Origin of the sequence: Devosia ginsengisoli, from assembly GCF_024707105.1 — a bacterium.
In the GTDB taxonomy this organism is placed as follows: domain Bacteria; phylum Pseudomonadota; class Alphaproteobacteria; order Rhizobiales; family Devosiaceae; genus Devosia; species Devosia ginsengisoli_A.
The window spans coordinates 140,248-152,172 of record NZ_JANQAJ010000012.1 but is presented as its reverse complement, the minus strand read 5'-3'; the positions used below and the strand labels follow the sequence as shown (position 1 = coordinate 152,172).

Genomic DNA, 11,925 nt, shown 5'->3' with positions numbered 1-11,925 from the left:
AGAAAATCCAATCTCTCCCGCAGTGGCCGCAACATGGTCGAGATTCCGGGGCGCGTCAACGTGCCTTTATGCTTGTCCCCTTGCGGCGCTCGACGGCGATTGTAGCGCAAACGAAAAGGGCGGGCATAAATGCCCGCCCTTTGATCTGTTCTGCGTTGCCGCTCAGTTGAGCTTGGCGCCGACATCCTCGATGGCCTTGGCGACGAGGTCGTCACCCTTGCTGGCCATCTGCTGGTTCAGCACGATGCGGGCAGCCGAGACGGTGAGTTCGGCGGCGCTGGCGCGCACTTCACCGAGTGCCTGAGCCTCGGCCTGGGCGATCTTGTCCTCGACGGCCTTGGTCCGGCGGGCGATCAGGTCGGCCAGCTTGACGCTGGCGTCGTCGGCCAGGCGCTTGGCTTCTTCCCTGGCGGCGGTGACGATGCTTTCGGCCTCGCCCTCGGCGCTGACGCGCTTGCGCTCATATTCGACCAGCAGGGCTTCGGCTTCTTCACGCAGGCGTTTGGCTTCGGCCAGGTCGGTTTCGATCTGCGCGATGCGCTGGTCGAGCATCTTGGTGATCATCTTCGGCACGCCGAAATAGATGACGATACCGATGAAGATAACCAGCGAAATGGTCGCCCAGATCGTGGCCCAGGTGGTGGCGTCGATAGATGAGAAATCCATCTGTTTACTCCTTGGCCGCGGCGGCGACGGCCTTGCGGGCCTCGTCGGCAGTGGCCGAGCCGGTCAGTTGCTTGACCAGTGCCTGCACCGTGTCGGCGGCAATTTCGGCAACGTGGCCCAGCGCTTCGGCCTTGGTAGCCTGGATGCTGGTCTCGGCAGCGGCGACCTTGGCGGAAAGATCGGTTTCGACGGCCTTGCGCTTGGCGTCGATATCGGCCTGGATGCCGGCACGGGTTTCCTCGGCAATGGCCTGGGACTTCTGCCGTGCCGTGGCCAGAGCCTCTTCATAAGCGGCGATCGCCGCGTCGGTCTTCTGCCTTGCGCTATCCGCGGCGGCCAGATCGCCATCGATGCGCGACTTGCGATCAGCGAGAATACCGCCGATGCGCGGCAAAGCCAGCCGGCTCATGGTGAAGTAGAGGACGGCAAAAGCCAGCGCCAGCCAGATCAACTGGGGCCCGAAGGTCGAAGGATCGAACGGCGGAAACACGCCGGAATGCTCTTCGCCGCCATGCGCCTCGGTCGTAGCATGGACTTCGCCGCCTTCGGCGGAGGCATCGATGTGCTCGGCACCATCGATTGCTACTGGAGTTTCGGTTTCCATATTGATCTACCCATAAAGCAGCAGGCCCGAAAGCCGAATAAGGAAGCGGCAGCCCGAAGGAAAATCCTCCCGGCCGCCGCTTCGACTGGGTCGCGGAAAATCAGACCGCGAACAACAGCAGCAGGGCGATCAGGAACGAGAAGATGCCCAGAGCTTCGGTCACGGCGAAACCGAAGATCAGGTTACCGAACTGGCTCTGAGCAGCCGAGGGGTTGCGCAGGGCACCCGACAGGAAGCTGCCGAAAATGTTGCCCACGCCCATGGCGGCGCCGGCCATACCCACTGCGGCGATACCCGCACCAATAAACTTCGCTGCTTCAGCTTCCATTATAGTCTGCTCCTGTTAGGGACCGATTGACGACGCTCACCGCCGTCTCACTGTGAACCGGTCGAATTAATGCGACGGATGGATCGCATCATTGATGTACATCGAGGTCAGCACGGCAAACACATAGGCCTGCAGCGCCGCCACGAGGAATTCCAGCGCCGTGATGGCGACAGTCATGATCAACGGCAAAGAGGCACCGAGGAAACCAAGAGCGCCCAGCGAGCCAAGCGAAACGATGAAGCCCGCGAACACCTTGAGCGTGATGTGACCCGCCAGGATATTGGCGAAGAGACGCACGGAGAGCGAGATCGGGCGCGAGAGAAACGAAACGATCTCGATCGGCACCACGATGGGCAGCACATAGGCGGGCACGCCGGCCGGCACGAACAGCTTCAGGAACTTGAAGCCGTTGCGGTAGAAGCCATAAGCAATCACGACAACGAAGACCAGCATGGCCAGCGCGAAGGTGACGATGATGTGGCTGGTGACCGTGAAGAAGAACGGGATCATGCCGAACATGTTGGCAACCAGCACGAACATGAAGAGGCTGAACACGAAGGGGAAGAACTTCATGCCTTCGGTGCCGGCGGCACCCCTGACCATATTGGCCACGAAGTCGTAGAGCAGCTCGGAAACCACCTGCGCGCGGCCCGGGATGAGGCTGCGGCCGGCCGTCGAGCCGACGAGATAGATGATGATGAGGCCCACCGTCAGCACCATGAACAGCGCTGAATTGGTGAAGGCAAACCCGCCCTCGCCGGTCGAGAAGACATCAGTGATCGCGAACTGGTGGATCGGATCTACTTTATTCGGATCGGCCACGCCCAAACCCCTATGGTCTACCTGTCGTCTTCTTCGTCCACATCCGGACCGAGGTCCGAACCTGGTGGCGGCGGCGCCGCCCTGTTCATCTGTGTCACCACGCGGGTGACATTGAGTATTCCAGCAGCGAAGCCCACCAGGAACATGATGAGCATTCCCCAGGGTCTGGTTCCCAGGCCAAGATCGATGAGATAGCCGATGACGGCACCCACCAGGATCGCGGCGATGAACTCGGTGCCGATGCGCACGCCGCGCCCCATGCCGGTCATCTCCGGAGAACCGTTTGCCGAGGCTCTGTTGGCCTCGATATCGCGTTCCCGTTTGGCCGAGGCAATGCGCGATGCGAGATCGCGCGTCACCCCCTTGGCGCTGTCCGGCTGGCTCTGGTCATCTTGCGGTCTTACCATCCGCTCGCTCCCTCGGCCGGCCTTTTCCCGGAGTTTCCGAGACGCCCTTTCAAGTCGCGCGCAACATAGTGGTGGGGTTGGAGAGTGTCAAGATAGCGTTAGCACACATAAGGCATTGAAAAGTAAAGCGAAATCAGCTTGTCGCAGGGGTGCGGCATGCTGTCCACAGGCCGTGGCGACGGCGTGGGGGCGGGACAGGGGGGATTCTGGTCCACGAAGACATGCTGAAGTGCCGCCTGCGATGCGGTTGTCGGATAGCTGGGCGGACCCCGAGACGGCTTTCGCCCCTGAATAATTTAATAATGAGACGTTGACCGCCTCGGGGTGCCGGTTTTTGGAACTGTACGGGGCGCGCGCACACGCTTCCGCCTGGACTCGGACCTGTGGGAGAGGCAAAGCCCCCACCCGGCTCACCACGCCACTGTTCGCCTGCAGGCCGCCGCGCGGGGTGATGGGGAGGAGTATGCGCGTGGTTTTTGGGGAGGGGATAAGATGGATAAGTCGGTGCTTGTTAGTACCCCACCCTCATTCCCTCCCCACAAGGGGGAGGGAAGCCTGGCCGGCGGCTACGGACCTATCGTGCGAAACCCCTGAATGCGGTCATGCGCCTCCCTCCCCCTTGTGGGGAGGGAATGAGGGTGGGGGTGTTTGGCCCCGATCTATCGACCTATAGCGGGCCCTCGATGATCGGCTCGGGTTGGCCGCGCCAGATCATGCGGTAGACATCGCCCTGCCGCACCGATTGCACGGCGGCGGGGCGTAGCGCCACGAGACAGGTGCCATCAGGGTGCCGGACCGATGGGTAGATGATGCCATTGAGGCCTTCGGCGCGGGCGTGATCGGCGAGCACATTGCCAAGTGGATAGGCCATGGCGATGTCGGCGCCCAGCGAGGGATGCTGCGGTCGTTGCCGCAGATCGACAAAGTCGCCGGCCAGGCTGCAGAACATTTCGGCATATTCGACCACGGCATTGAAATCGCCGGCATCGGCCAGGGCGTTGGTCAGGTGAAAGCCGACCTCGGCCAGGCAGGTTTCCAATGCCAGCGCCGCATACCAGGCGCCGCGGTTGGCGCCGTTGAAACGGTTGGGCTGCTGCGGCCGGGCATAGGCAAAGGACGCATTGATGAAATGGGCATGGGGCACGTCATAGACGAGCTCATTGGCGGCGAGGCCCGATATGCCGCGCTCCTGCGCCATCAGCCGGGCGCTTGTCGCGCCTTCGATTTCGCCGAGCAAAGCCAGCTCGTCCTCATTGTCCACCAGCGGCATGAGCACCGGCGCACGCAGGCGCGCGGTCGTCACCAGACGCACGGTCCGGGGAAACGCCTCGGTCGTGACGGGAACGCCGTCGACCTCCAACTAAAGGCCCCCGCGCACGGCATCCACATAGCGGCGCACTTCGAGCATTTGCGGGATGCCGCCCCTGATCATCGACTCGATCGGGCTCATGCGCGCAAAGAGTGGTGCCTTGTTCCCCAGGCTGGGCCAGCGATCGGCCATGTCATCGGCGAAGAGCAGGTGTAGCCCCTTGAACACGCCGACCAGCGCCGAAATGCGCGTCATCTGGTCCTGGCTCAGGGCCTTGCCCTTCTCGTCCTGCTTCAGCCGCTCCCATGTGCTAACAGACACATCGAGCAGGGCGGCGGCCTGATGGCCTGTCAGCCCCCACTGCGCGACCAGGCGCCGGTAAGCCTTGAGGGCCACCTTCGACAGCCGCGTGCGATCGGCATCACGGGAAAAATCCTGGCGATCGGGAATATCTGGGACTGACTGTACCGCGCTTTGCATTGAAATTCCTTCAAATGACGTATGATTTATACATCAAATGATGGTGCGTGTCGAGGAATTCAAGACCGGTGTCTATTGTCGCTAGCTCGCTTCGCGGAAGCTCTCGGCTGTGGTCAGGTCCACCGAGACCAACTGGCTGACGCCACGTTCGGCCATGGTGACGCCGAACAGGCGGTCAACCCGGCTCATGGTGATCGGATTGTGGGTGATGACCATGAAACGCGTCTGGGTGCGCTGGCGCATGGAATCGAGCAGGTTGCAGAAGCGTTCGACATTGGCGTCATCGAGCGGCGCATCGACTTCGTCGAGCACGCAGATCGGTGCCGGATTGGTGAGGAACACGGCGAAGATCAGGCTCATCGCGGTCAGCGCCTGCTCCCCGCCCGACAGCAAAGTCATGGTCTGCGGTTTCTTGCCGGGCGGGCGGGCGATGATTTCGAGCCCAGCTTCGAGCGGATCGTCGCTTTCGACGAAACTGAGTTCGGCCGTGCCGCCACCGAACAGGGTGGTGAACAGCTCCTGGAAATGCGCATTAACCTTGACGAAGGCCTCGTTGAGACGGGCGCGGCCTTCGCGATTGAGCGACTGGATGCCGGTCCTGAGCTTGGCGATGGCCTCGATCAGGTCGTCCTTGTCCTTGATCATGAGGTCGAGCTTTTCCTGGACCTCGACCGCTTCCTTTTCGGCGGAAAGATTGACGCCGCCGAGGCGCTCGCGCTCGGCCTTGAGGCGGTCGACCTTCTGCTCGATGGCCGCCTCGGAGGGCAGGGGATCGCCAGCGCGAATGCCGGAGGCTTCCAGCGTCTTGCTCGCGGGAATGTCGAGGATTTCCTCGATCTGGCGCTCGATCTGCTGCCGTTGGGCAATGAAACCCTTGATGCGCTCCTCGATCCGGGTGAGCTCGATCCGGGCATTGCCCAGCAGGTCCCCGGCGGTCTTGAGCGCCTTGTCGGCCTCGCGCCAGCCGGCCTGGGCGACATTGAGACTGTCGCCGGCCGCCTTGTGCTCGATTTTCGCCTGCTCGATCTGCTCTTCGAGCTGGGCGCGGCGGGCGGCGAAACCGTCCGGAGTCTCACTGACACTGGCCAGTTGTGCGCTGACTTCGGCGCTGCGCTGGTCGAGCGTCGAGAGCTGGGCCAGGGCACCGTCGCGGCGGCGGTTCCAGCTTTGTGCGTCGCGCTCGAGCTGGGCGAGGCGGCTTTCGCGCATGCGGGCCGCCGTCTCGAAACTGCCCAGCTTGAGCCTGGCCTGATCGGCCCGCTCGCGGGCGGTGGTGAGGGTGGATTGGTGCGCCTCGGCAAGGCGCGCCGCATCATCCTCGGTGCCGGCTTCGACCAGGGCCTGCTCGGCATCGGCGCGGATGGCCTCGGCTTCGCTGAGGCTGGAGGCGAGGCGTATGCGGGCCTCTTCGAGGGCCGATTGGCGCGTAGTGAGATCGCCGATGGCGCGCTGCGCCTTGTCGACTTCCGATTGTGCGGCGCCGATGGCGTGCTGGGCGGCGCGCCAGGCGTCGCGGCAGCTGCGCTCATTCTGCCTGGCGGTTTCGAGCATGGCGGTCAGGGCCTCGACATCACGCTTCCAGGCATTGCGCTCGCCCTTGGCGCGGGCGATTTCCTCGTCGAGATCGGCGAGGCGATTGCGCTGGGCGAGGCGCTGCGCGGCGGCGCTCGGGGCGTCGGCGGCGGCGACGAAACCGTCCCAGCGCCACAGCGCGCCGTCTGATGTGACCAGGCGTTGACCGGGCTTGAGCGCATGCGTCAGGCCGGGACCGTCGGCGGCGTCGATCAGCCCGATCTGGTCGAGGCGGCGCTTGAGCAGCGGGCTGCCGGTAACGTAGCGGGAGAGCGGTTCGGCACCCTGGGGCAGGGCGGCGTCATCCGTATGATCGACAGGGACCGACCAATGCATGGGCGCCCCTGCATCGGAACTGGCTTCGAGATCGTCGCCGAGCGCCGCACCGAGCGCGGTTTCATAGCCGGGCGTGACCTTGAGCTGGTCGACAATGGCCGGCCACAGGCTGGCGCCGACATTGAGCATTTTGCCCAAAGTGGCGGCTTCGGCTTCGAGGCGGTTGAGCGCGGCGTCGATTTCGGCGAGGCGCGGGCGGGCGGCATCGAGCTTGCCTTGCGCTTCGGTGGCGGCTTCCTCGGCCAGCATGGCCGACTGCTCGGCCGCCGTGGCAGCGGCCTGTGCGGCGGTCAGCGCAGCGCGCTTGAGGTTGAGCGTTTCGTCGGCATCGAGGCTGGCGGCGACACTGCGGGCCTCGTTATCCACCTCGGCGACCTGCTGCGTCAGGCGATTGATGCGCGCCATGGCATCCTGCGCCGAACGGATCGCCTGGGCGCGGCGGGCGCGGACCTGCGCCAGCGCATCGGATGCCGCACGAGCTTCGATCTCGGCGCCTGCTACCGCTGCGCGGGCCGCATCGGCTTCGGCGCGAGCAATGTCGAAATCGGCCTGGGCGGCCTCGCCTTCGGCCGCAAGGCGGGCCTGCTCCTCGGCATAGGCAGCCAGCGTGGCCTCGGCCTCGGTGACCAGTTCGCGCTCGCGCACGCCATCGGCGGCGAGCTGGCGGATGCGGTCTTCCAGCTCGGCCCGGCGCTGGTCGGCGCGGCGGGCTTCCTCGGCGAGCTGTTCGGCATGGATCGTGTAGCGCTGCAACACGGCGCCAGTGACGGCTTCGCGGTCGCGCAGCGGTTGCAGGGCCGCGTCGGCGGCTTCGAGCTGCTTCTGGGCCTGCAATTCGAGATGGGTGGCGTCGGCCAGTTCGCGCACGAGAATCGCCTGCTGCGCCTCGGTCTCCTTCTCGGCGAAACGGGCCGCAACCCAGCGGATATGATAGAGCGTCGCCTCTGCCCGGCGGATATCGCCCGAGAGTGAGCGGTAGCGCGTGGCCAGCCGCGCCTGGCGCTTGAGGGTTTCGAGCTGGGTCTCGACCTGGGCGATGATGTCGTCGACGCGTTCGAGATTGGCTTCGGCGCCGCGCAGGCGGAGTTCGGCCTCGTGGCGGCGTGAATGGAGACCGGAAATGCCGGCGGCTTCTTCGAGCAGGGCACGCCGGGCAGTGGGCTTGGCGGCGATCAGCTCGCCGATCTGGCCCTGCCGCACCATGGCGGGCGAATGGGCGCCTGTAGACGCGTCTGCAAAGAGCAATTGCACGTCGCGGGCGCGCACTTCCTTGCCGTTGACGCGATAGACCGAGCCGGCCTCGCGCTCGATGCGGCGGGTGACTTCCAGCACGTCGGCATTGTTGAGCGCGGCGGGGGCGGTACGATCAGCATTATCGAGGACGAGGGTGACTTCGGCCGAGTTGCGGGCAGGGCGGTTGCCGGAGCCCGAAAAGATCACGTCATCCATGCCCGAGGCGCGCATGGCCTTGTAGGAGCTTTCGCCCATGACCCAGCGCATGGCTTCGACAAGATTGGACTTGCCGCAGCCATTGGGCCCGACAATGCCGGTCAGCCCTGGTTCCATGACCAGTACGGTTTCGTCGCAGAACGACTTGAAGCCATGCAGCTTGAGGCGGGAGAATTTCATGGCAGCGCCACCGGGGCAGCGCTGCCAAAAGGCAGGTTACTGCGCAGCAGGAGCCATCGCATCCGTTGCGGGCGCCATGGCGTCAGTCGCAGGCACTTCGGCAGCCGGAGCGACTGGCGCGAAATCGGCAGGGATAAGCGGATCGATCTCAGCGGCGAGCTGCTCGAGCGTCTTGTCACCAGTGAGTGTCTTGCCGTTGACATAGAATGTCGGGGTGCCTGCCAGACCGAATTCATCGAGCGCCTGTTCGCGCAAGGCTTCCATCCCGGTGAACAGCTCCTGATTCTGTCAATGCGGCATCAAAAGTTTCCTGGGTAAAGCCCAGCTGCTTGGCGATATCGAGAATGGCGTCGCGCGGGGTCTGCGATGCGGCCCAATTGGTCTGCGTCTTGAAATAGGTCGCCAGCACATTGTGGTAATTGGTCGGGCCGGCAGCCTCGGCCAGCATGAACACGGCAGCATCCAGCACATTGCGCACGAAAGGGCGCACGATCAGCTTGACCTTGCCGGTATCGACATAGGCTTCCACGAAGCTGGGCAGCACGGTGTTGGAGAAGGTCGCGCAATGCGGGCAGGTCGGCGAGGCATATTCGATGACCGTGACAGGCGCGGTTTCGCTGCCCAGCACATGGTCCGCCACGCCGCCGGCGGGCGCCATCAGCTTGGCGATGTCGATCATATCGCCTTCGGCCGCATTGGCGGTGGCGACCCCGCACAGGCTCAAAGCCGATGCGGCAGCGGCCAGGATAAGGGTGTCACGGCGGTTGAATTTCACGGCTAACGCTCCTGTTTTGATGTGGGCGACACTACACGGGGCAATTGTGTGGGCAAGTGGGCACATTCATCAACCTACGGTGAACGCTCCGGTTGCATTGTCAGATAGGTGATGCCTGCCCGACCTATCTGGCTCCACGGGATCTGCTGGAGAGCGCGTGACCCAGTGTCCGCAACGCTTCCCTCAGATCATCATCTGTCACATCGGCCACCTGGGCCCCGACCTTTGCAATGGCGCTCTGGCTCGGTTGATCGATCTTCTGCGCCTTCTGGCCTGAACCCGGTGTGAACGGCTCGGCAGAGAGTTTGACAGCCCCCACCAGCACGAAACCGAAATAGCGGTTGACCGCGGCGGCGATGCGCGGGCCTTCATGCGCAATGGCCAGCGCATGGCCGGGCACGCAGCGCAACAGCAGCGTGGCGCCCTCGGCGCTGCGCTCGCCGCGCGGCCAGGTCAGCTTGTCGGGAATAGCCACTGTGTCATAGGGCTGGGGCGCCATGGCGCCCCAGTGGGTGATGATATCCCGGCTGGCAAAGCCGCGCTTTTTCAGCACAGGATCAAGCGCACCGCCGAGCACATCGGCGACGGACATGGTCTTGTTGCGGCGTTTCGGTTCGGGAAGGTCGTCCTTGGCCATGAGGATGGAGTAGCCCCATGCCGCTCTTGTGGGAAGAGGTGAGGTAGGGGTATCCGATGCACATGTACCTCTCCGATCCCGCCCCTATCGATGCTCCGGCCGTGCTTGCCTGGTATGATCGCCATGCCCGCGACCTACCCTGGCGCGTGGCGCCGGCGGATCGGGCGCGAGGCATCAGGCCTGATCCTTATCGGGTCTGGTTGAGCGAGGTGATGCTGCAGCAGACCACGGTTGCGGCGGTGAAGAATTACTTCCTGCGCTTCACCAGCCTGTGGCCGACCGTGTTCGATCTCGCCGCCGCGCCGCTCGACAGCGTGCTCAAGGAGTGGGCCGGGCTGGGTTATTATGCGCGGGCGCGCAACCTGCATGCCTGCGCCCAGGCCGTGGTGCGCGAGCATGACGGCGTATTTCCGCAGTCATCGGCCGGCTTGCAAACTCTGCCAGGCGTGGGCGCCTATACCAGCGCCGCCATCGCCGCCATCTGTTTTGACGAGCGCGTGGCGGTGCTCGATGGCAATCTCGACCGGGTATTGGCGCGCTATTACGCACTGCCCGTGCCGGTGCGCGAGGCCAAGGAAGAGTTGCGGGCCGCGTTGCAGGCTTCGGTGCCATCTAGGGCAGGGGATTTCGCCCAGGCCATGATGGATCTGGGTGCCACGATCTGCGCGCCCCGCATGGCAGCCTGCATGCTGTGTCCGATCCAGCCCGGATGCCCGGCGACCAGGGAAGGCGATCCAACGCGCTATCCGCTCAAACCCGTCAAGGCCGAGCGCCCCGTGCGCAAGGGGCATGCCTATGTGATGCTGGATGCTGATGGCGACGTCTACCTGCAAAGCCGGCCGGAAAAGGGCCTGCTCGGCGGCATGACCGAAGTGCCGGGTTCGGATTGGGCTACGGTGCTGCCGGATGCCGAATATCCTGCCGAGGCAGATTGGCGGCACCGGGGGCAAGTCGTGCATGTCTTCACCCATTTCCGGCTGGAGCTGGAAGTGTGGTCGGCGACGGTTATTCCCGACGGGCTCGATGGCGGCTGGTGGGCGGAGCGCCGGGCGCTCAAGGGCGAGGCCCTGCCGACACTGTTTCGCAAGGTGCTGGCCGAGGCCGGGCTGGATTAGGCCGCGACGCGTGGCGCCCCGCCGGCTTCGGCATTGACAACAGGCGCGTCATCCCCGACGCTGGCGCCATGAATTGCCGCCGCAACACGTCCGCGACCTCGAAAAAAGCCTCGCACAGGGGCTGATGGTCGTCGCGCGCAGTTTTTAGCAAGCATTCGGATCAGAAAGACCCCGCCGGTTTCGTCGGGGCTTTTTATGTGCGCTCCGTCTCCGGCCCAAAGGAGATGACCATGGAAACCAACGAACCCACATTGTGCGGCCTCTGGCTGCCGCTGATCACGCCATTTCGCGATGGCGCGCTCGATGAGACATCGCTGCGTCGGCTCGTCGCGCACTATGCCGCCGAGCCGATCGATGGGCTGATCCTCGGGGCTACGACAGGCGAGGGCCTGTCGCTGGACGATGCGGAAACGCAGCTTCTGGTGTCGGTGACGCGGGCCGCGCTCGACACGTCGGAGCGGCGCATTCCGATCTATCTGGGGATTTCCGGCGCCGACACGCGCAAGGGCGGCAAGGCGCTGGAGCGGAGCGCGGAATGGGGCATGGATGGCTACCTGATCGCCTGTCCCTATTACACGCGTCCGTCGCAGGAAGGGTTGTTCCGGCATTTCTCGGCACTGGCCGGGAACACGGACAGGCCCATCATCATCTACAACATTCCCTATCGCACCGGTGTCAATCTCGGCAACGAGACCATGCTGCGACTGGCCGAATGCCCCAATATCGTCGGCGTCAAGGATTGCTGCGCCGACCCGGCGCAGAGCTTCGACCTGGTGCGGCGGAAGCCGGCCGGTTTTGCCGTGTTGACTGGCGAGGATGCCTTTTATTATGCGGCCCTGACGCAGGGTGCAGACGGCGCAATCCTGGCTTCGGCCCACGTGCGGACGAGGATGTTCGCCGCCATCCGCAGCAAGCTGCTGGCCAATGATCAGTCCGGTGCGCTGGCCCGCTGGCAGCAACTGGCCGATATCCCGCGCCTGCTTTTTGCCGAACCCAGTCCCGGCGCCATCAAGCACTGGCTATGGCGGGAGGGGCTGATCGACAGCCCGGAAATGCGGCTGCCCATGGTGCCGGTGAGCGAGGGTCTGGCGAACAGGATCGAGCGGGCGATAGGGCAAGAAAGGCGATAGGGCAAGAAAAGTGAATCCGTCTGTCGCGCGCGTCGGCGCCGGAACGTCATATGACGTGAGCGCATTTTGATATGTGCCCTTCAAGCCGAAACCCGATGATCCGGCCATGATCGCC

13 protein-coding genes are annotated in these 11,925 nt (G+C 64.3%); 2 read left to right on the top strand and 11 right to left on the bottom strand.

All coding sequences use genetic code 11. The features are described from left to right. Positions 1-162 precede the first annotated feature (162 nt). The 11 genes from NVV79_RS19995 to NVV79_RS19945 form a co-directional block, all read right to left on the bottom strand. A complete protein-coding gene (locus NVV79_RS19995) occupies positions 163-666 on the bottom strand; it encodes an ATP F0F1 synthase subunit B (RefSeq protein ID WP_303993212.1) in 504 nt (167 codons plus the stop codon). A 4-nt stretch (positions 667-670) separates the two neighbouring features. Further along, positions 671-1,270, bottom strand: a complete 600-nt coding sequence (locus NVV79_RS19990; RefSeq protein ID WP_303993209.1) for an ATP F0F1 synthase subunit B — start codon at positions 1,268-1,270, stop codon at positions 671-673. A gap of 100 nt (positions 1,271-1,370) precedes the next feature. Next, on the bottom strand, positions 1,371-1,598 hold the full coding sequence (locus NVV79_RS19985) for a F0F1 ATP synthase subunit C (protein WP_303993205.1): 228 nt from the start codon (positions 1,596-1,598) through the stop codon (positions 1,371-1,373). Between the two features lie 66 nt (positions 1,599-1,664). After that, the gene (locus NVV79_RS19980; protein WP_303993202.1) at positions 1,665-2,420 is read right to left on the bottom strand and encodes a F0F1 ATP synthase subunit A; all 756 of its coding nucleotides are present in this window, start codon (positions 2,418-2,420) and stop codon (positions 1,665-1,667) included. Positions 2,421-2,437: 17 nt separating this feature from the next. Next, positions 2,438-2,827 (bottom strand): AtpZ/AtpI family protein, encoded by a 390-nt coding sequence (locus tag NVV79_RS19975; RefSeq protein WP_303993200.1) that lies wholly within the window; start codon positions 2,825-2,827, stop codon positions 2,438-2,440. Between the two features lie 667 nt (positions 2,828-3,494). Further along, the gene (locus NVV79_RS19970) at positions 3,495-4,130 is read right to left on the bottom strand and encodes an RES family NAD+ phosphorylase (protein WP_303993197.1); all 636 of its coding nucleotides are present in this window, start codon (positions 4,128-4,130) and stop codon (positions 3,495-3,497) included. Positions 4,131-4,187: 57 nt separating this feature from the next. Then, entirely contained in the window at positions 4,188-4,616 is a 429-nt protein-coding gene (locus NVV79_RS19965) for an antitoxin Xre-like helix-turn-helix domain-containing protein (RefSeq protein ID WP_303993195.1), read from the bottom strand. Between the two features lie 81 nt (positions 4,617-4,697). After that, positions 4,698-8,153 (bottom strand): chromosome segregation SMC family protein, encoded by a 3,456-nt coding sequence (locus tag NVV79_RS19960; RefSeq protein ID WP_303993192.1) that lies wholly within the window; start codon positions 8,151-8,153, stop codon positions 4,698-4,700. Between the two features lie 36 nt (positions 8,154-8,189). Beyond that, positions 8,190-8,408 carry a thioredoxin domain-containing protein gene (locus NVV79_RS19955; protein WP_303993189.1) on the bottom strand — a complete coding sequence of 73 codons (219 nt, stop codon included), beginning with the start codon at positions 8,406-8,408 and terminating at the stop codon, positions 8,190-8,192. Beyond that, positions 8,386-8,928 (bottom strand): thioredoxin domain-containing protein, encoded by a 543-nt coding sequence (locus tag NVV79_RS19950; protein ID WP_303993186.1) that lies wholly within the window; start codon positions 8,926-8,928, stop codon positions 8,386-8,388. Before NVV79_RS19950 ends, NVV79_RS19955 begins: the two co-directional genes overlap by 23 nt. A 124-nt stretch (positions 8,929-9,052) precedes the next feature. Next, positions 9,053-9,565: a DUF721 domain-containing protein gene (locus NVV79_RS19945; protein ID WP_303993184.1), complete on the bottom strand. Its 513-nt coding sequence runs from the start codon at positions 9,563-9,565 to the stop codon at positions 9,053-9,055. 56 nt (positions 9,566-9,621) lie between these two features. On the opposite strand from NVV79_RS19945, the gene mutY reads away from it, so the two are divergent. Beyond that, on the top strand, positions 9,622-10,680 hold the full coding sequence (mutY, locus tag NVV79_RS19940; protein ID WP_303993181.1) for an A/G-specific adenine glycosylase: 1,059 nt from the start codon (positions 9,622-9,624) through the stop codon (positions 10,678-10,680). Between the two features lie 230 nt (positions 10,681-10,910). Next, positions 10,911-11,810, top strand: a complete 900-nt coding sequence (gene dapA, locus NVV79_RS19935) for a 4-hydroxy-tetrahydrodipicolinate synthase (RefSeq protein WP_303993177.1) — start codon at positions 10,911-10,913, stop codon at positions 11,808-11,810. The last annotated feature ends 115 nt before the right edge of the window (positions 11,811-11,925 follow it).